Annotated in this window: 17 protein-coding genes; 12 read left to right on the top strand and 5 right to left on the bottom strand. The window is 55.6% G+C overall.

The genetic code is table 11. From position 1 onward, the window contains the following. The first annotated feature begins 89 nt into the window (after positions 1-89). Positions 90-1,163, top strand: coding sequence for a patatin-like phospholipase family protein (locus ACQ0PY_RS19620; RefSeq protein WP_044327056.1), 1,074 nt, complete (start codon positions 90-92; stop codon positions 1,161-1,163). Continuing rightward, the gene (locus ACQ0PY_RS19615) at positions 1,160-1,942 is read left to right on the top strand and encodes a metal-dependent hydrolase (protein ID WP_042999337.1); all 783 of its coding nucleotides are present in this window, start codon (positions 1,160-1,162) and stop codon (positions 1,940-1,942) included. Before ACQ0PY_RS19620 ends, ACQ0PY_RS19615 begins: the two co-directional genes overlap by 4 nt. Here the strand turns inward: ACQ0PY_RS19615 and ACQ0PY_RS19610 are convergent. Together ACQ0PY_RS19610 and ACQ0PY_RS19605 are read right to left on the bottom strand one after the other, a co-directional pair. Then, entirely contained in the window at positions 1,931-2,794 is an 864-nt protein-coding gene (locus ACQ0PY_RS19610) for a YjjW family glycine radical enzyme activase (protein ID WP_061069600.1), read from the bottom strand. The two genes, ACQ0PY_RS19615 and ACQ0PY_RS19610, sit on opposite strands and share 12 nt — an antisense overlap. Next, positions 2,766-4,316, bottom strand: coding sequence for a YjjI family glycine radical enzyme (locus tag ACQ0PY_RS19605; RefSeq protein WP_044264436.1), 1,551 nt, complete (start codon positions 4,314-4,316; stop codon positions 2,766-2,768). The genes ACQ0PY_RS19610 and ACQ0PY_RS19605 overlap by 29 nt, the downstream gene beginning before the upstream one ends. A gap of 261 nt (positions 4,317-4,577) precedes the next feature. Between ACQ0PY_RS19605 and deoC the strand changes: the two genes are divergently transcribed. The 4 genes from deoC to deoD all read left to right on the top strand — a co-directional run bounded on the left by deoC (position 4,578) and on the right by deoD (position 8,976). Then, the gene (gene deoC / locus ACQ0PY_RS19600; RefSeq protein WP_044253966.1) at positions 4,578-5,357 is read left to right on the top strand and encodes a deoxyribose-phosphate aldolase; all 780 of its coding nucleotides are present in this window, start codon (positions 4,578-4,580) and stop codon (positions 5,355-5,357) included. Positions 5,358-5,463: 106 nt separating this feature from the next. Continuing rightward, positions 5,464-6,786: a thymidine phosphorylase gene (gene deoA / locus ACQ0PY_RS19595; RefSeq protein WP_042999341.1), complete on the top strand. Its 1,323-nt coding sequence runs from the start codon at positions 5,464-5,466 to the stop codon at positions 6,784-6,786. 51 nt (positions 6,787-6,837) lie between these two features. Then, positions 6,838-8,061, top strand: a complete 1,224-nt coding sequence (gene deoB / locus ACQ0PY_RS19590; protein ID WP_109739486.1) for a phosphopentomutase — start codon at positions 6,838-6,840, stop codon at positions 8,059-8,061. A 195-nt stretch (positions 8,062-8,256) separates the two neighbouring features. Continuing rightward, positions 8,257-8,976: a purine-nucleoside phosphorylase gene (gene deoD, locus ACQ0PY_RS19585; protein ID WP_042999343.1), complete on the top strand. Its 720-nt coding sequence runs from the start codon at positions 8,257-8,259 to the stop codon at positions 8,974-8,976. Between the two features lie 82 nt (positions 8,977-9,058). Here deoD and lplA read toward each other — a convergent pair whose 3' ends face one another. Further along, complete coding sequence (lplA, locus tag ACQ0PY_RS19580) at positions 9,059-10,075, bottom strand: lipoate--protein ligase (protein ID WP_109739484.1); 1,017 nt, start codon at positions 10,073-10,075, stop codon at positions 9,059-9,061. Position 10,076: 1 nt separating this feature from the next. Then, positions 10,077-10,745: a YtjB family periplasmic protein gene (locus ACQ0PY_RS19575; protein WP_042999344.1), complete on the bottom strand. Its 669-nt coding sequence runs from the start codon at positions 10,743-10,745 to the stop codon at positions 10,077-10,079. Between the two features lie 117 nt (positions 10,746-10,862). Here ACQ0PY_RS19575 and serB point away from each other — a divergent pair, with 117 nt between their 5' ends. The 4 genes from serB (at position 10,863) to ACQ0PY_RS19555 (ending at position 15,478) form a co-directional block, all read left to right on the top strand. Further along, on the top strand, positions 10,863-11,831 hold the full coding sequence (serB, locus tag ACQ0PY_RS19570) for a phosphoserine phosphatase (protein WP_109739483.1): 969 nt from the start codon (positions 10,863-10,865) through the stop codon (positions 11,829-11,831). Positions 11,832-11,920: 89 nt separating this feature from the next. Then, a complete protein-coding gene (radA, locus tag ACQ0PY_RS19565; RefSeq protein WP_044253979.1) occupies positions 11,921-13,303 on the top strand; it encodes a DNA repair protein RadA in 1,383 nt (460 codons plus the stop codon). 21 nt (positions 13,304-13,324) lie between these two features. Further along, complete coding sequence (nadR, locus tag ACQ0PY_RS19560; RefSeq protein WP_042999347.1) at positions 13,325-14,557, top strand: multifunctional transcriptional regulator/nicotinamide-nucleotide adenylyltransferase/ribosylnicotinamide kinase NadR; 1,233 nt, start codon at positions 13,325-13,327, stop codon at positions 14,555-14,557. 21 nt (positions 14,558-14,578) lie between these two features. Next, positions 14,579-15,478 (top strand): LysR family transcriptional regulator, encoded by a 900-nt coding sequence (locus ACQ0PY_RS19555; RefSeq protein WP_150547127.1) that lies wholly within the window; start codon positions 14,579-14,581, stop codon positions 15,476-15,478. Positions 15,479-15,485: 7 nt separating this feature from the next. On the opposite strand, the gene argP is transcribed toward ACQ0PY_RS19555, so the two are convergent. Next, positions 15,486-16,379, bottom strand: coding sequence for a DNA-binding transcriptional regulator ArgP (argP, locus tag ACQ0PY_RS19550; protein ID WP_042322080.1), 894 nt, complete (start codon positions 16,377-16,379; stop codon positions 15,486-15,488). Positions 16,380-16,538: 159 nt separating this feature from the next. Between argP and rpiA the strand changes: the two genes are divergently transcribed. Beyond that, positions 16,539-17,198 carry a ribose-5-phosphate isomerase RpiA gene (gene rpiA, locus ACQ0PY_RS19545; protein ID WP_042322083.1) on the top strand — a complete coding sequence of 220 codons (660 nt, stop codon included), beginning with the start codon at positions 16,539-16,541 and terminating at the stop codon, positions 17,196-17,198. A 267-nt stretch (positions 17,199-17,465) separates the two neighbouring features. Next, positions 17,466-18,698 (top strand): phosphoglycerate dehydrogenase, encoded by a 1,233-nt coding sequence (gene serA, locus ACQ0PY_RS19540; protein ID WP_042999349.1) that lies wholly within the window; start codon positions 17,466-17,468, stop codon positions 18,696-18,698. Positions 18,699-19,076 lie beyond the last annotated feature (378 nt).

The following is a 19,076-nucleotide window of genomic DNA, read 5'->3' as shown; positions in this document are numbered from 1 at the left end:
CCAGTCCAGTGGACTGGCTTTTTCGGTTTTAGCCGCCGTCTATTTGCGTTATTTTGGCACATTACGTAATAAGAAACAGGAAGGCAGAGGTGGGGCAGCGTATACCCGTCACGCTCGGCAATATTGCGCCGTTGTCATTAAGAAGGTTCAAACCGGGTCGCCTGGCGTTGGTCTGCGAGGGCGGCGGGCAGCGTGGCATCTTTACCGCAGGTGTACTGGACGAGTTCATGCGCGCGCAGTTTAATCCGTTCGATCTCTATTACGGCACCTCGGCGGGGGCGCAAAACTTGTCGGCCTATCTGTGCAACCAGCCCGGCTACGGGCGCAAAGTCATCATGCGCTATACCACCAGACGGGAATTCTTTGACCCGGTACGCTTCGTGCGCGGCGGGAATCTGATCGATCTCGACTGGCTGGTGGCATCTACGGCCAGTCAGATGCCGTTACAGATGGATACCGCCTCGCGCCTGTTCGAAACCGGGAAATCGTTTTACATGTGCGCCTGTCGGGGTGATGACTACACACCGTACTATTTCTCTCCCAATACGCAAAACTGGCTCGATCTGATCCGGGCGTCCAGCGCGATCCCAGGGTTCTATCGTAGTGGCGTATCGCTGGAGGGGATCAATTACCTGGATGGTGGGATCAGCGATGCCATTCCGGTGCGTGAGGCCGTGAAGCAGGGGGCGAAAACGCTGGTGGTGATTCGAACGGTGCCTTCGCAAATGTATTACACCCCGCAGTGGTTCAAGCGGATGGAGCGCTGGCTGGGCGAAAGCAGCCTGCAGCCGCTGCTCAATCTGGTTCAACACCACGAAGCCAGCTATACGGAAATTCAGCGATTCATTGAAAAACCGCCGGGCAAGCTGAAGATCTTTGAAATCTACCCGCCGAAGCCGCTAAAAAGTATGGCGCTGGGAAGCCGGATTCCGGCATTGCGGGAAGATTATAAAACCGGGCGGCTGTGTGGGCGCTACTTCCTGGCGACCGTGGGAAAACTACTGGCAGCGGAACCGCCGTTATCACGCCATCTGCCGCAAATCGTCACGCCGACGCCAGTGGTGGTTCCACCAGCACCGGTGGCCAACGATACCCATGCGGCGGTGGTGAGCGATGCGCCGCAGGCTAACGATACGACATTCAGCAATGAGGATCTGGCGTGAGTTTTCGCTTTATCGATACCCACTGTCACTTTGATTTTCCGCCTTTTACCGGGGATGAAACCCACAGCCTGCAACTCGCGGGTGAGGCGGGCATTGAGAAGATCATCATTCCGGCCACCGCAGCGGAAAACTTTGCCCGCGTGCAGGCGCTGGCGGAACGCTTTTCGCCTCTCTATGCCGCGCTCGGTTTACATCCGATTGTGATTGAACAGCATACGGAAGAGCATCTCGAACGGCTGCGACAGGCGCTGGAACAGCGTCCGGCAAAGGTGGTCGCTGTTGGTGAGATAGGCCTGGATCGGTATCGCGACGATCCGCAATTTGCGAAGCAGGAGCGGTTTCTGCAAGCGCAATTGACGCTGGCAAAACGGTTCGATCTTCCGGTGATCCTGCATTCCCGACGTACGCATGACACGCTGGCGATGCACCTTAAGCGCCAGGATTTGCCGCGTACCGGCGTGGTACATGGTTTCGCTGGCAGCTTGCAGCAGGCAGAACGTTTTGTGCAACTGGGCTACAAAATCGGGGTGGGCGGGACGATTACCTATCCGCGCGCCAGTAAAACCCGTGACGTGATGGCACGATTGCCGCTGGAGGCGCTGCTGCTGGAGACCGACGCGCCGGATATGCCGTTGAATGGTTTTCAGGGGCAGCCAAATCGCCCGGAACAGGCTGCGAGAGTGTTCGATGTGTTATGCGAACTGCGCCCGGAACCCGCAGAGGCGATCGCTGAGGCGCTGTATCGCAATACGACAGCATTATTTACTCTAGAGATATAGCGCAGGGAAGATAAGCTCAGTCACGCCGCGTTCCCGTAATGCCTGCGCCAGCGTCTCCACCTCTTGTGGCGTCGCGCTTGGCCAGGATTTTGCCTCACCGTATACCCCGTGCGCATGAAAGGCATTCAGTCGTAGCGGGACATTTCCCAGTTGTCCGATGAATGCGGCGAGTGAATCAATGTGCAGCAGATAATCCACCTGCCCGGGGATGACCAGCAGGCGCAGTTCTGCCAGCTTTCCTCGCTGCGCCAACAGCGTAATACTGCGCTTGATCTGCGCGTTATCCCGACCGGTGAGTGCGATGTGGCACTCACTATCCCAGGCTTTGAGATCGAGCATCACACCATCGCAAACCGGTAGCAGTTTCTGCCAGCCGGTTTCGCTCAACAGCCCATTGCTGTCGACCAGACAAGTCAGAGACCGGAGCTGCGGGTCGGCCTTAATCGCCGTAAACAAATCCACAACGAAAGGCAACTGCGTCGTGGCTTCGCCGCCGCTGACGGTGACACCCTCAATGAACAATGATGCTTTGCGGATCTGGCGCAATACCTCGTCCACGCTCATTGTTTGCGCCATCGGCGTTGCCTGCTGCGGGCACATCTGCAAACAGGTATCACACTGTTTGCAGGCCTCGGCATGCCAGACAACATTCCCATCACTGAAACTCAGCGCCTGGTGCGGGCACTGCGGAACGCATTCGCCGCAGTCGTTGCAGCGTCCCATGGTCCACGGGTTATGGCAATTCTTACAGCGCAGATTGCACCCTTGCAGAAAGAGGGCCAGACGACTGCCCGGCCCGTCCACGCAGGAGAACGGGATAACCTTACTGACTGAAGCGCATCTGCTGTTCATGACTGACGACACGAGGTTGGCGTTCCAGAATATGCGTATTGCGTGCGGCCTCTTCCCCCAGCCAGGTGGTATTGGTTCGTGAACCTTCAGCGCGGTATTTTTCCAGATCCGACAGGCGCACCATGTACCCGGTAACGCGGACCAGATCGTTGCCGCTGACGTTGGCGGTAAACTCGCGCATTCCCGCTTTGAACGCACCCAGACAGAGTTGCACCAGCGCCTGCGGGTTACGCTTGATGGTCTCATCGAGCGTCAGAATGTCGCTGATACCGGACTGATAATGCGCGTGGTGCGGTGCGACGGTTTGCAGGTGGGTGATCGGATCCGGTTCATCGCCATAGGGCAAACGTGCGCCCGGCGTAGTGCCAATATCTGAACTGATCCCCGACTGGGCATGCAGCATGGCGCGCTGCTGCCAGCCATATTTCACCGGCGTGTTTTCGACAAAATCCGCAAGCTGGGCGCTGATGCGATAGCCCAGATCGTTCGCCGTCTCATCTTTGCCGTAGCGCGCATTCATACCCGCTTTTTCGCACAACAGGTTAACCGCCTCCGCCAGGCCGTACATACCGAACATCGGCACAAAACGTTGTGGATCGATCAGACCTTCCTGCACTAGGAAGCTATTCTCAAAGAAATGTGATTTTTCATAGAGGAACTCACATCGCGCATCGATGATGGCAATTTGCTGCTGACAATAGTACGGCAGTGTGCGGTTAAAGAAGTCATAGACAGAAGTGCTGCGCTCGGCAATGGCTTTCAGATTGAGACGAACCAGCGTGCTGCCGCCACCGGCAAGCGGCAGAGAGTTGTAACAGCTGACAATACCATAGTGACCTTTTGTGAAAATTCTATCATTTACCGGCCCATTGGAAATATGCGGCTTGCTGCATTCACAGATGTTTTTTGCCACTTCCAGCAGCAGATCATCGGGGGTGATTTCCGGGTCGTAGATGAACGTCAGATTAGGCGCAACCTGTTTTAACTCTGCATCGGCGCGTAAAATAGCCCGGGTGATGGGGGTATCTGCCGGGCCAATGTTGGCGTGCATAAAAGCGTCAGGCAGCGTTCTGTCGAGATACCGCCAGAAACGTTTTATTCGAATATCGATCGCTTCTTGTGTTAGAATTTTCACATATGGTTGCAGCAGCGTATCCAGTTGCCCCAGGTAAACCGGCATCGATGTGACGGAAGGCACGTGGTGATACAGAATGGTCAACAGAGACAGTGCATCGTCCAGATCTTTCGCCCCTTCCAGTTCCAGCCATGCTGAACCGTTGGCCAGAAAACGCGCGTAATCGGGAAGCACATAGCGCGGTTTATACGGTGCGTGACCTTCGAACATATCGCAGATAACCCCGTCGTCCAGCGCCTGGCGCGCCCCGGCGGGCAGTGAAGGGTAAGGCAGGTTGTTCTCTGCTTCCAGCGCGAGAAAATGACGTTTCTGTTCCGGACTGAGGAGTGAGCTGGTGACGATTTGCTGGCAACGTTGTTGCAGCGCGGTTTCATGGGTCGTAGGCATCGTAATTCCTTTATAGGCCGAAGATCATAACGTCATTGTAGAAAGATGTGCTGTCAGCACTTTGATCCTGATGCGCCTGAGTGGAGAAGAAATCGACAGAAAAGGACTATTTTTTGAAGTTGATCTCATTACAGTAATGCAAATTTGTACGTAGTTTTCATTAACTGTGATGTATATCGAAGTGTAACGGTGAGTCGATGTTAGAATACTAACAGACTCGCAAGGTGAGAATTTTATACGGCGACGCCGTTGGAGAATGTTATGAGCGATTTAACTGCAAGCAGCCTGCGCGCACTGAAACTGATGGACCTGACCACCCTGAATGACGACGACACCAATGAAAAAGTGATCGCCCTGTGTCATCAGGCGAAAACTCCGGTTGGCAACACGGCAGCAGTCTGCATCTATCCGCGTTTTATCCCGATTGCGCGTAAAACGCTGAAAGAGCAGGGCACCCCGGATATCCGTATTGCGACGGTGACTAACTTCCCGCATGGCAACGACGATATTGAGATCGCGCTGGCGGAAACCCGCGCGGCGATTGCTTACGGGGCGGATGAAGTGGACGTGGTCTTCCCGTACCGTGCGCTGATGGCTGGTAACGAGCAGGTCGGCTTCGATCTGGTGAAAGCCTGTAAAGACGCGTGCGCGGCGGCAAACGTGCTGCTGAAAGTGATCATCGAAACCGGTGAGCTGAAAGAAGAGCAGCTTATTCGTAAGGCCTCTGAAATCTCTATCAAAGCAGGTGCGGATTTCATTAAAACCTCTACCGGTAAGGTACCCGTAAACGCCACGCCGGAAAGTGCTCGCATCATGATGGAAGTGATCCGCGATATGGGTGTATCCAAAACTGTGGGCTTCAAACCTGCGGGCGGCGTGCGTACCGCAGAAGATGCTCAGCAGTTCCTGGCTATCGCTGATGAACTGTTCGGCGCGGACTGGGCGGATTCTCGTCACTATCGCTTTGGGGCATCCAGCCTGCTGGCAAGCCTGCTGAAAGCGCTGGGTCACGGCGATGGTAAGAGCGCAAGCAGCTACTAAATTTGAATTGCCCATCGTAGGCCGGATAAGGCGTTAGCCGCTATCCGGCATCAATACGACTCGCCGGGGAGCACATGGCTTACCCGGCCCTAATCGGGAGGTTATCGTGTTTCTCGCACAAGAAATTATTCGTAAAAAACGTGATGGTCATGCGTTGAGCGATGAAGAAATTCGTTTCTTTATCAATGGTATTCGTGACAATACCATCTCAGAAGGGCAGATCGCCGCCCTGGCGATGACCATTTTCTTCCACGATATGACGATGCCAGAACGCGTTTCGCTGACCATGGCAATGCGGGATTCAGGAACCGTCCTGGACTGGAAGAGCCTGAATCTGAACGGCCCGATCGTGGATAAACACTCCACCGGCGGTGTGGGCGACGTGACGTCGCTGATGCTCGGCCCAATGGTCGCAGCCTGTGGCGGCTACATTCCGATGATTTCAGGTCGCGGACTGGGTCATACCGGCGGTACGCTCGATAAACTGGAAGCTATTCCGGGATTCGACATCTTCCCGGACGACAACCGTTTCCGCGAAATCATTAAGGACGTGGGTGTGGCGATCATCGGGCAAACCAGCTCGCTCGCACCGGCGGACAAACGTTTTTATGCCACCCGCGATATTACCGCAACGGTGGATTCCATCCCGCTTATCACCGGCTCCATTCTGGCGAAAAAACTGGCTGAAGGGCTGGATGCGCTGGTTATGGATGTGAAAGTCGGCAGCGGCGCGTTTATGCCAACCTATGAGCTCTCTGAAGCGCTGGCGGAAGCGATTGTGGGCGTGGCGAACGGTGCTGGCGTGCGCACCACCGCGCTGCTGACCGACATGAACCAGGTACTGGCGTCCAGCGCGGGTAACGCGGTGGAAGTACGCGAAGCGGTGCAGTTCCTGACCGGCGAATACCGCAACCCACGCCTGTTCGATGTGACGATGGCGCTGTGTGTTGAAATGCTGATCTCCGGCAATCTGGCGAAAGACGACGCTGACGCGCGGGCGAAATTGCAGGCGGTGCTGGATAACGGTAAAGCCGCTGAGATCTTTGGCCGGATGGTTGCCGCCCAGAAAGGCCCGACCGACTTCGTGGAGAACTACGCGAAATACCTGCCGACGGCAATGCTCAGTAAAGCGGTTTACGCTGATAGCGAAGGGTTCGTCAGCGCGATGGATACGCGTGCGCTGGGTATGGCGGTGGTGTCGATGGGCGGCGGTCGTCGCCAGGCGTCGGATACCATTGATTACAGCGTCGGCTTTACCGATATGGCGCGTCTTGGCGACAGCGTAGACGGGCAGCGTCCGCTGGCGGTGATCCACGCGAAAGATGAAGCCAGCTGGCAGGACGCGGCGAAAGCCGTCAAAGCGGCAATTATCCTTGACGATAAAGCGCCTGAAAGCACACCAACGGTCTATCGTCGTATCACCGAATAGCTATATACTGATCTGATCGCTTTTTTGCAGCGCAGATGAATGGAGAACAAGATGAAACGTGCATTTATTATGGTGCTGGACTCCTTTGGTATTGGTGCGACGGAAGACGCGGATCGCTTTGGCGACGTCGGTTCCGACACCATGGGACATATCGCTGAAGCCTGTGCCAAAGGCGAGGCTGACAAAGGGCGTAAAGGCCCACTGAATCTGCCAAACCTGACCCGCCTGGGTCTGGTGAAAGCGCATGAAGGGTCTACCGGTAAAATCGCAGCCGGTATGGACGCTAACGCACAAGTGATTGGTGCATACGCCTGGGCGCATGAACTCTCTTCCGGTAAAGATACGCCGTCTGGCCACTGGGAAATCGCCGGTGTGCCGGTTCTGTTTGACTGGGGTTATTTCAGCGACCACGAAAACAGTTTCCCGCAGGAACTGCTGGATAAACTGGTCAAACGTGCGAACCTGCCGGGCTATCTCGGTAACTGCCACTCTTCCGGTACGGTGATTCTGGACCAGTTGGGCGAAGAGCATATGAAAACCGGTAAACCGATTTTCTATACCTCCGCGGATTCCGTGTTCCAGATTGCCTGCCACGAAGAAACGTTTGGTCTGGATAAACTCTACGAGCTGTGCGAAATCGCCCGTGAAGAGCTGACCGAAGGCGGTTACAACATCGGTCGCGTCATCGCGCGTCCGTTCATTGGCGACAAAGCGGGTAACTTCCAGCGTACCGGCAACCGTCACGATCTGGCCGTTGAACCGCCAGCGCCTACCGTGTTGCAGAAACTGGTTGATGAGAAAGACGGCCACGTGGTTTCCGTCGGTAAAATCGCGGACATCTACGCCAACTGCGGCATCACTAAAAAAGTGAAAGCCACCGGCCTGGACGCGCTGTTTGACGCCACCATTAAAGAGATGAAAGAAGCCGGCGATCAGACAATTGTCTTCACCAATTTCGTGGATTTCGACTCCTCCTGGGGCCACCGTCGTGACGTAGCGGGCTATGCAGCGGGTCTTGAGCTGTTCGATCGCCGTCTGCCGGAGCTGATGGAGCTGGTGGGTGAAGATGACATTCTGATCCTGACCGCTGACCATGGCTGCGATCCGAGCTGGACCGGTACCGATCACACCCGTGAACACATTCCGGTGCTGGTGTACGGCCCGAAAGTAAAACCGGGCTCGTTAGGCCACCGCGAAACTTTTGCGGATATTGGTCAGACTCTCGCTTCGTACTTTGGCACGTCGCCAATGGAATACGGTAAAAACATGCTGTAATACCCGTTGTCTTTCGCGCTGTAGATGCGTTGACTTCATTCGCTCACCCCGGTCACATAGTTAATCTATGCTCCCGGGGATTCACGAATTCGTCGCCTTCCTACAACGCGAAATCCTTAGGGTATTTGAATACATTTTGTAGGCCTGATAAGGCATAGCCGCCATCAGGCAATAACAACGAAATAAGGATAAAAGATGGCAACTCCTCACATTAATGCAGAAATGGGTGATTTCGCTGACGTCGTTTTGATGCCGGGCGACCCGCTGCGCGCAAAACACATTGCGGAAACTTTCCTTGAAGATGTACGCGAAGTAAACAACGTTCGCGGCATGTTAGGTTTCACCGGGACTTACAAAGGCCGTAAGATCTCCGTCATGGGTCACGGTATGGGTATCCCGTCCTGCTCCATCTACACCAAAGAGCTGATCACCGATTTCGGCGTGAAGAAAATCATTCGCGTAGGGTCCTGTGGTGCTGTGCGTCCGGACGTAAAACTGCGTGACGTGGTAATTGGTATGGGTGCCTGCACCGATTCCAAAGTGAACCGCATTCGTTTCAAAGACCATGATTTTGCCGCGATTGCTGATTTCGGCATGGTACGTGACGCGGTTGACGCGGCAAAAGCACTGGGTGTGGACGCACGCGTTGGCAACCTGTTCTCTGCGGATCTGTTCTACTCTCCGGACGGCGAAATGTTCGACGTGATGGAAAAATACGGCATCCTGGGCGTGGAAATGGAAGCGGCGGGTATCTACGGCGTGGCGGCAGAATTTGGCGCGAAAGCACTGACTATCTGCACCGTGTCTGACCACATCCGTACGCACGAGCAGACGACGGCGGCTGAACGTCAAACCACGTTCAACGACATGATTAAAATCGCGCTGGAATCCGTTCTGCTGGGCGATAAAGCGTAAGACCTGGTGTGCCGGGGGGAGGCTTCGCCTCACCCGGCCTACGGTTTTCCAGGCCCGCTGAGCAGTGCCAGCGGGCTTTTTATTAGCGCACCGCCTGTGCAATCCACGCTGACAATTCCCGCAACTCTTTTTCCTGCTCCGGAAAATCCCTCGTCAAAGATTCGCACTCCTGCTGTACGACACTGGCACGATACAGGCAGCCCTCAAGACGTGCGGCCAGCGCTTCTAGCGGTGCCGGATTGAGACTGTCCGTAAACACCTGCGCACGGGTGATATGCCCTTTCTCAACGTCAAAGTGCAGTTCGACTCCTCCCCAGGTAAAACGTTCATCCAGCAGATGCGAGAAGGCCGGTGCCTGCCCGAAGTTCCACTCCCAACTGCTCTGGCGGGCGAAGGTTTCGGCAAAGTTCGGCAGATCGGGCGTGTTGTCCGGGGAGATCACCTCCGCTTCAACGCGTTCGCCGTAGTGGGCAAAAAAGGCCTCGGTTACCGCCGCACACACCTGGTCATGGGTGATGCCCGGCAACAGTTCGGTGAGATTCGCCACGCGCGAGCGTACAGAGGTAATGCCTTTGGCCGCCAGTTTCTTTTTGTCTGGATTCAGGTAGTTTGCCAGTCGGCTGAGATCGGCGTTCAACAATAGTGTGCCGTGATGAAAACCGCGATCTTTGGTTTCGCGGTAGGCTGAGCCAGAAACCTTACGGTCGCCATCCGCCGTTTTCACCACCAGATCGTTACGTCCTGAAGCTTCAGCCGTCACGCCCAGTGCGTTAAGCGCATTCAGGACAATGGACGTCGAGATGGTCTTATCGTATTCCGGCTTCCCGGCCATAAAGGTGAAACAGGTATTGCCGAGATCGTGGAAGACCGCGCCACCGCCGCTGCTGCGGCGCGCCAGGCGCACGTTGTCCTCTTCCATCCGCCGCGTATTGCACTCTTTCCACGGGTTTTGCGCACGCCCAATGACGACCGTATCGGCATTGCGCCACAAAAACAGCACGCGCTGAGTGGCGGGCATCTGACGAAAAATACACTCTTCGACCGCCAGGTTAAACCAGGGGTCATAAGAGTCAGAAATAAGCAGGCGAAGTGTCGACATGTCAGTTTTCCTTTCCTGTAACGAATGACTCTTTTTTCTCGCTCTCTTCCTCTTCCGGCACCGACTTGTTGGCGGTGAGCAGGAAGGGCGATTGCTGCCAGCGGGTTCGTTTACCCTGCAGCAGAGTGCGGGTCAGCACCACGCCGATGGCCAGTGAAAGCAGCAGCATCAGGCGTAAAATGTTAGTAGTGTTGTCCACCTGCCGGGCTTCAGTGGCTAAGGTATGCGTATCCAGCGTCAGGCGCAGATAGCCCAGTGGGCCATTTTTCCCCTGGATGGGTTCAACAATCTGCTGGTTGAAGTAGCCGCCGGCTTTTTTACCGTCCAGCGCCAGACGGTCGCGCACATTTACGCTTTCGCCTGCGCGGGCAATCATATCGCCTTGTTCATCATAAACGCCGGCATCAAGTATGCGGCTTTCCTTCGTTAACTGCTGCAGAATCGTCTTGATGCGTTTTTCGTCAGGCGTTTCGGTACGCATCAGCGGCGCGATGTTCAGCGTGACCTGGTGCGCCAGCGTGCGCGCCAACTCTTCAAGCTGCGGATTACGCTGTCTCTGGTGATTTTGACTGAACCAGGAGGCGCCCTGCATGAGCGCAACAAGCAGTGCGAGACAGAACAATACAATCACTGCACGATGAAGTCGGAATTTCAGTTTTGCGCGAGCCATATTCCACCTGCTGAAAATTTGAGGCTTAATGTTGCCAGAAGCGATGGTTACAGGGTAGCCTCATGCGTTATTTTCCCCGTGAACCTTCCCGGCCCGAACGATTTTACAGGAGCTTTAATGCCTAACATTACCTGGTGCGATTTGCCTGAAGATGTCTCTTTATGGCCAGGTTTGCCCCTTTCTTTGAGTGGTGACGAGGTGATGCCACTGGATTACCACGCTGGACGTAGCGGCTGGCTGCTGTACGGACGCGGGCTGGATAAACAACGTCTGACTCAGTACCAGGGCAAACTGGGCGCGGCGATGGTGATTGTCGCGGCGTGGTGTGTCGAGGACTATCAGGTCATTCGCCTTGCCGGTTCGCTCACGCCTCGCGCGACGAAACTGGCGCATGATGCGCAATTAGACGTTGCGCCGTTGGGGAAAATCCCGCATTTGCGTACTCCTGGCCTGTTGGTGATGGACATGGACTCCACCGCGATTCAGATCGAGTGCATTGATGAGATCGCCAAACTGGCCGGTACCGGCGAAAGGGTCGCGGAAGTGACCGAACGGGCGATGCGCGGCGAACTCGACTTCACCGCCAGCCTGCGCAGTCGTGTGGCGACGCTGAAAGGCGCGGATGCCAATATTTTGCATCAGGTACGTGAAAGTCTGCCGCTGATGCCAGGCCTGACGCAACTGGTGCTGAAGCTGGAAACACTGGGCTGGAAGGTGGCAATCGCCTCCGGCGGCTTTACCTTCTTTGCCGAATATCTGCGTGAGAAACTGCGGCTAACGGCGGCAGTGGCGAATGAACTGGAGATCATGGACGGTAAATTTACCGGCAACGTGATTGGCGATATCGTCGATGCGCAGTATAAGGCCAAAACGCTGACCCGACTGGCGCAGGAATATGAAATCCCGATCGCGCAGACCGTGGCGATTGGCGATGGCGCCAACGATCTGCCGATGATCAAAACGGCGGGGCTGGGGATTGCGTACCATGCCAAGCCGAAAGTGAATGAAAAGACGGAGATTACTATCCGTCACGCTGACCTGATGGGGGTGTTCTGCATTCTCTCCGGCAGCATGAACCAGAAATAATTGAGATACCGGCTGGTATTAAGGTGTAGGCCGGGTAAGGCGCCGCCGCCATCCGGCACACAGGCGGTACAGAGATAACGAGGTAAACCGTGGCAAAAGCTCCAAAACGCGCCTTTGTATGTAATGAATGCGGGGCGGATTATCCGCGCTGGCAGGGGCAATGCAGCGCCTGTCATGCCTGGAACACCATCACCGAGGTGCGCCTGGCTGCATCGCCGACGGTGGCGCGTAATGAGCGACTGAGTGGTTATGCCGGGAGCGCTGGCGTTGCAAAGGTTCAGAAGCTTTCCGATATCAGCCTGGAAGAGCTGCCGCGTTTTTCCACCGGTTTTAAAGAGTTTGACCGCGTGCTGGGCGGCGGCGTCGTTCCCGGCAGTGCGATTCTGATTGGCGGTAACCCCGGCGCGGGTAAATCCACGCTGTTATTGCAGACGCTGTGCAAGCTCGCGGAGCAGATGAAAACCCTGTACGTCACCGGGGAAGAGTCCCTGCAGCAGGTGGCAATGCGCGCGCACCGCCTCGGTTTGCCGACCAACAATCTCAACATGCTTTCGGAAACCAGTATTGAGCAGATTTGCCTGATTGCAGAAGAAGAGCAGCCGAAGCTGATGGTGATCGACTCCATTCAGGTTATGCACATGGCGGATATCCAGTCATCACCCGGCAGCGTGGCGCAGGTGCGTGAGACGGCGGCCTACCTGACGCGCTTTGCCAAGACGCGCGGCGTGGCGATTGTGATGGTGGGCCACGTGACCAAAGACGGCTCGCTGGCCGGGCCAAAAGTGCTTGAACACTGCATCGACTGCTCGGTATTGCTGGATGGCGATGCCGATTCCCGTTTTCGTACCCTGCGCAGCCACAAAAACCGTTTTGGCGCGGTGAATGAGTTAGGGGTCTTCGCGATGACCGAACAGGGACTACGCGAAGTGAGCAACCCTTCGGCGATCTTCCTGAGTCGTGGCGATGAAGTCACCTCCGGCAGTTCGGTGATGGTGGTCTGGGAAGGGACGCGACCGCTGCTGGTGGAGATCCAGGCGCTGGTCGATCACTCGATGATGGCCAACCCGCGTCGCGTCGCGGTGGGGCTGGAGCAGAACCGTCTGGCGATTCTGCTGGCGGTGCTGCACCGTCACGGCGGTCTGCAAATGGCCGATCAGGACGTGTTCGTTAACGTGGTGGGCGGCGTCAAAGTCACAGAGACCAGCGCGGATCTGGCGCTGCTGCTGGCGATGGTCTCCAGCCTGCGCGACAGGCCGCTGCCGCAGGACCTGGTAGTGTTTGGCGAAGTGGGGCTGGCAGGAGAGATTCGCCCGGTGCCCAGCGGTCAGGAGCGTATTTCCGAGGCCGCAAAACATGGTTTCCGTCGCGCGATTGTTCCGGCAGCTAACGTGCCAAAAAAACCGCCGGAAGGGATGCAGGTTTTTGGTGTCAAGAAGCTGGCGGATGCGTTAAACGTGTTTGACGACTTATAATGAGTGAAACGGAGGTTACCCATGTCGTCATTTGATTATCTGAAAACCGCGATCAAGCAAAAGGGCTGTACCCTGCAACAAGTGGCGGATGCCAGTGGAATGACCAAGGGCTATCTCAGTCAACTTCTCAATGCCAAGATCAAAAGTCCCAGCGCGCAAAAGCTGGAGGCGTTGCACCGTTTTCTGGGGCTGGAGTTTCCCCGGCAGCAGAAAAATATCGGTGTGGTATTCGGCAAATTTTATCCGCTGCACACCGGTCATATCTATCTGATTCAGCGCGCCTGTAGCCAGGTGGACGAGTTGCATATCATCATGGGCTATGACGATACGCGCGACCGCGCGCTGTTTGAAGACAGCGCCATGTCCCAGCAACCGACCGTGCCGGATCGTCTGCGCTGGCTGTTACAAACGTTCAAATATCAGAAAAATATCCGCATTCATGCCTTCAACGAAGAGGGGATGGAGCCGTATCCGCACGGCTGGGACGTCTGGAGCAAGGGCATCAAAGCGTTTATGGCGGAGAAGGGGATTGCGCCAAACTGGATCTATACCTCAGAGGAAGCCGATGCCCCGCAGTACCTGGAACATCTGGGTATCGAAACGGTGCTTATCGACCCGAAACGGACCTTTATGAGCATCAGCGGCGCGCAAATCCGTGAAAACCCCTTCCGCTACTGGGAATATATTCCTACCGAAGTGAAGCCGTTCTTCGTGCGTACCGTGGCGGTGCTGGGCGGAGAATCGAGTGGGAAATCGACGCTGGTCAATAAGCTGGCGAATATCTTCAATACCACCAGTGCGTGGGAGTATGGCCGGGATTATGTCTTCTCTCACCTCGGGGGGGATGAGATGGCGCTACAATATTCTGACTACGATAAAATCGCGCTGGGCCACGCGCAGTACATTGATTTTGCAGTGAAGTACGCCAATAAAGTGGCGTTTGTCGACACCGACTTCGTCACGACTCAGGCCTTCTGCAAAAAGTACGAAGGGCGAGAACATCCGTTTGTGCAGGCGTTGATCGATGAATACCGCTTTGACCTGGTGATCCTGCTGGAAAATAACACGCCGTGGGTGGCGGACGGTCTGCGCAGCCTCGGTAGTTCAGTGGATCGTAAAGAATTTCAGACGCTGCTGGTGGAGATGTTGCGCGAAAACAATATCGACTTCGTGCATGTCGAAGAGGCGGATTACGATGGCCGTTTCCTGCGTTGCGTCGAGCTGGTCAAAGAGATGATGGGTGAGCAGGGGTGATCCTCGCCAGGGGTGAACGCGATGTTTAAGCACTTGCAGGATATGGCGCTGTTTGCCCTGGTCGCCGAACACGGCAGTTTTACCGTCGCCGCGCAAAAGGCGGGGCTGCCGAAGTCGAGCGTCAGTCAGCGTATCAGCCAGCTTGAGCAGCACGTTGGCATTCGCCTGATTAACCGTACCACCCGCAAACTGAACCTGACCTACGCCGGTGAACACTATCTGGTGCACTGCCGGGAAATACTCGCTGCCAGCGAACGCGCCGATTATGCGGTTCAGCGCCTGCGCGACAACCCCTGCGGACGATTGCGCATCACGTCGCCGGCGGGCATTGGCGCGACACTGCTCGCGCGCCTGAACACGCAGTTCCAGCAACGCTACCCCGATGTTTATCTTGAGGTCAGTATCTCCGATGAACTGCTGGATTTGGTGGACAGCGGTTTTGACGTCGCGTTGCGCACTGGTAAGCCGCAGGATTCCTCGCTGATCGGACGTATGATTGGCCATTGCCCGCGCTATTTGCTGGCCTCGCCCGATTATCTGTCACGTTATGCGCCGTTGAACCATCCCCGTCAACTGGTCGAACACCATTGCATCGCGCACAAAGCCTGGGCTGAGTGGTTATTTCATCGCGGTGATGAAGACTATCAGTACATGCCTGAGCGGGTGCATCTGACGGATAATCTGGTCTATGCCCGCGAAAGCGCCATCGCAGGGGCGGGGATCACGCTGCTGCCGGCGTTTATGCTGGAAGATAAAATCGAAAAGGGCGCTCTGATACCGGTACTGGCGCCATGGACAGTGGCGGGAAACGATCTTTGGCTGGTGTATCCCAGCCGTAAGCTGAACTCTCCCGCGCTGATGAGCTACATCGAATTTGCCATGCAGTTCGATGAGCTCCGACACTTCTACACCGCGGAATGAGACCGGCTCAGTCCTGACGCAGTACCTTGTGACCGTAGGCCAGCAGCGCGTCGGTGACGTTGCGCATCATCCGGCTTTCAGGCGCAAACCGATGCCAGTAGAGCATCCGGCGCTGAAACAGGCCTGGCGTGAGATCGATCAGTTCACCGCTTTGCAGCTCTTTTTCAATCTGCAGGTGCGGGATCATACAGCAGGTGGTGCCCTGACGCGCCAGTTGCACAAAGGCTTCCGAAGAGTTGACGATGTGGCACGGAACGCTGCCCGGCGGCAGATCAAAGTTCTGTTGCAGGAAGGCCTGGTGCATATCGTCCAGATGGTCAAACGCCACCGCAGGCGCTTTCAGCAGCGCGGAGCGGGTGACACCGTTCGGGAAGTAGCGTTCGGCAAACGCTTTGGAACCCACAAACAGATAGTCGAGCGCGCCGAGTTTATCCACCAGACAACTGGGCAGCGCCTGATGCTGAATACTCACCGCGCCTACCACTTCGCCGCGACGCAGACGTTCCTGGGTGCGGGTTTCATCTTCCACCTGCAGGTTAAGACGAATAGGGGAGTCAGCCAGTACCGGCGCCAGAGCCGGTAACAGCCAGGTCGCCAGACTGTCGGCGTTAACCGCCAGCGACAGCAGCAACGGCGTGGAGCCGGTCTGCTCATCGCCCAGCCATTCCTCTTCCAGCAGTTCGACCTGACGAAGCAGCGCCAACAGTTTTTGCCCCTGCTCGGTCGGACGCGGCGGAACGGTGCGGACCAGCAGCGGTTGTCCGAACATATTCTCAAGCTGCTTGATGCGTTGCGAAACGGCAGATTGGGTGATGCACAGCTTTTGCGCCGCGCGCTCAAACCCGCGTTCACGTATAACGGCATCCAGTGCTTGTAGTGTTCTGTAGTCCGGACGTTTCATTGATCTGACACACTCCTGAAATTTTTGCTTATTCTGCACTATGACATAAATTTGCATTGGGTAAAGACGAAATCCGCAGCCTGCGAGCGGGTCGGGAAGATTTTTCCGCGCAATGGTCTATAATGCGCGTGAATTTTTCTCCACAAAGGCGAGACAATCATGACGCAGGATGAACTGAAAAAAGCAGTAGGATGGGCGGCACTTCAGTATGTACAGCCCGGCACCATTGTAGGGGTAGGTACCGGTTCAACAGCCGCGCACTTTATTGACGCGCTGGGCACCATGAAAGGTCAGATTGAAGGCGCGGTTTCCAGCTCGGATGCCTCAACCGAAAAACTCAAAAGCCTCGGCATCCCTGTGTTTGATCTCAACGAAGTGGACAGCCTTGGCGTTTATGTCGATGGCGCGGACGAAATTAACGGCCACATGCAGATGATTAAAGGCGGCGGCGCTGCGCTGACCCGTGAAAAAATCATTGCCTCCGTGGCGAAGAAATTTATCTGTATCGCCGACGCGTCCAAGGAAGTGGATATTCTGGGTAACTTCCCGCTGCCGGTTGAGGTTATCCCAATGGCGCGCAGCGCAGTGGCCCGCCAGTTAGTCAAACTGGGCGGTCGTCCGGAATACCGTCAGGGCGTGGTGACTGACAACGGTAACGTGATCCTTGATGTGCACGGCATGGAGATCCTCGATCCGGTGGCGATGGAAAATGCCATTAACGCTATTCCCGGCGTGGTGACTGTCGGCCTGTTTGCTAACCGTGGCGCGGATGTGGCGTTAATCGGGACCGCTGACGGCGTCAAAACCATCGTGAAATGATCTGACCAGGGGAGCGCTTCCCCGGTTAAAATTTTTTTGCAGGGCAAATTTGGTGACATGTATCACGTTTTGAATCTTGCCCTGCTGATTTCTCCAAAGAAAAACTTATCCCCAGCATTTTCCTCTGGCATTTGCCACTGAATGAACGTTCCTCAACAGAGCGACGCAAACGTTCATATTGCCGCAATAATTATTTTTGATATGTTGAAAGGCGGATGCAAATCCACACACACAATATCAGATTGCATAAAAAGACAGGGTCGGGAAATGGCAAAGGTATCGCTGGAGAAAGACAAGATTAAATTTCTGCTGGTTGAAGGCGTGCATCAAAAGGCGCTGGATAGCCTTCGGGCGGCAGGTTATACCAACATCGAATTTCACAAAGGGGCACTGGATGCTGAAGAGCTGAAAGAGTCCATCCGTGATGCCCACTTCATTGGCCTGCGATCCCGTACCCATCTGACAGAAGAGGTGATTAACGCGGCGGAAAAACTGGTCGCTATCGGTTGCTTCTGTATCGGCACCAACCAGGTAGACCTGAAGGCGGCAGCAAAGCGCGGTATTCCGGTGTTTAACGCGCCGTTCTCTAACACTCGTTCCGTGGCGGAGTTGGTGATTGGTGAGTTGCTACTGCTGCTGCGCGGCGTACCGGAAGCAAATGCCAAAGCGCACCGCGGCGTGTGGAATAAACTGGCTGCCGGTTCGTTTGAAGCGCGTGGTAAAAGACTCGGCATTATTGGCTACGGCCACATCGGGACTCAGTTGGGTATTCTGGCGGAATCCCTGGGGATGCACGTTTACTTCTACGACATTGAAAACAAGCTGCCGCTGGGTAATGCCACTCAGGTTCAGCATCTGTCTGAACTGCTCAACATGAGCGACGTGGTCAGCCTGCACGTGCCGGAAAACGCCTCAACGAAGAACATGATGGGCGCGAAAGAGATCGCGCTGATGAAGCCTGGCTCGCTGCTGATCAACGCCGCACGTGGCACCGTGGTAGATATTCCCGCGCTGTGCGATGCGCTGGCGACCAAACACCTGGCAGGGGCAGCAATCGACGTGTTCCCGACCGAGCCGGCAACCAACAGCGATCCGTTCACTTCACCGCTTTGCGACTTTGATAACGTGATTCTGACGCCGCATATCGGAGGTTCCACTCAGGAAGCGCAAGAAAACATCGGTCTGGAAGTTGCAGGTAAACTGGCGAAGTATTCCGATAACGGCTCTACGCTTTCTGCGGTTAACTTCCCGGAAGTGTCGCTGCCGCTCCACGGCGGGCGTCGTCTGATGCACATCCATGAAAACCGTCCTGGCGTGCTGACTTCCCTGAACCAGATTTTTGCCGAGCAGGGCGTCAACATTGCCGCGCAGTATCTGCAAACGTCGGCGCAAATGGGCTATGTCGTTATCGACATTGAAGCGGATGAAGCAGTCGCCGAGAAAGCGCTGTTGGCGATGAAGGCCATTCCGGGCACTATTCGCGCGCGCCTGTTGTACTGATCCTTACCGATGCGGGCAGGCGCTGAGTCTGCCCGTCATTTCTTCCTTTCTCCTTTCGTTTTCCCGACATCGCCATCCTTTTTGTAACGTATACATCTTGTTTTCGAGCCTTGCCGCAATTGATGATTAAAGGCTTCGCTACGCGTTGTACATCAACAAAAGGAATTTACGATAGAGGCGCAGCACGACGCTGAAACGGGAAAGCCCCTACCGAAGCAGGGGCTCTAAAAAGGAAAGGGACGATGATGAGTTATGTCATCATGCTGCTTATCCTGTTAATCATCGCCTGGCCAGCATATTAACAGCGAAAACGCAGGAGGGAGGTTCGCCTCCCTCACCCTTACCGAGGAAATTTAGGTCAAAAAAACGGCGGTGTCA

It is taken from the genome of Citrobacter sp. LST-B2 (genome assembly GCF_057983045.1).
The sequence above is the reverse complement of the archived record's forward strand: the minus strand, read 5'-3'. Positions and strand labels throughout refer to the sequence as shown.

Coding starts and splice junctions, on each gene's coding strand:
- serB (WP_109739483.1), top strand. CDS start 10,863: ATGCCTAACATTACCTGGTGCGATTTGCCTGAAGATGTCTCTTTATGG.
- ACQ0PY_RS19555 (WP_150547127.1), top strand. CDS start 14,579: ATGTTTAAGCACTTGCAGGATATGGCGCTGTTTGCCCTGGTCGCCGAA.
- argP (WP_042322080.1), bottom strand. CDS start 16,379: ATGAAACGTCCGGACTACAGAACACTACAAGCACTGGATGCCGTTATA.
- deoD (WP_042999343.1), top strand. CDS start 8,257: ATGGCAACTCCTCACATTAATGCAGAAATGGGTGATTTCGCTGACGTC.
- ACQ0PY_RS19575 (WP_042999344.1), bottom strand. CDS start 10,745: ATGGCTCGCGCAAAACTGAAATTCCGACTTCATCGTGCAGTGATTGTA.
- serA (WP_042999349.1), top strand. CDS start 17,466: ATGGCAAAGGTATCGCTGGAGAAAGACAAGATTAAATTTCTGCTGGTT.
- ACQ0PY_RS19610 (WP_061069600.1), bottom strand. CDS start 2,794: ATGAACAGCAGATGCGCTTCAGTCAGTAAGGTTATCCCGTTCTCCTGC.
- rpiA (WP_042322083.1), top strand. CDS start 16,539: ATGACGCAGGATGAACTGAAAAAAGCAGTAGGATGGGCGGCACTTCAG.
- ACQ0PY_RS19605 (WP_044264436.1), bottom strand. CDS start 4,316: ATGCCTACGACCCATGAAACCGCGCTGCAACAACGTTGCCAGCAAATC.
- lplA (WP_109739484.1), bottom strand. CDS start 10,075: ATGTCGACACTTCGCCTGCTTATTTCTGACTCTTATGACCCCTGGTTT.
- deoC (WP_044253966.1), top strand. CDS start 4,578: ATGAGCGATTTAACTGCAAGCAGCCTGCGCGCACTGAAACTGATGGAC.
- deoB (WP_109739486.1), top strand. CDS start 6,838: ATGAAACGTGCATTTATTATGGTGCTGGACTCCTTTGGTATTGGTGCG.
- nadR (WP_042999347.1), top strand. CDS start 13,325: ATGTCGTCATTTGATTATCTGAAAACCGCGATCAAGCAAAAGGGCTGT.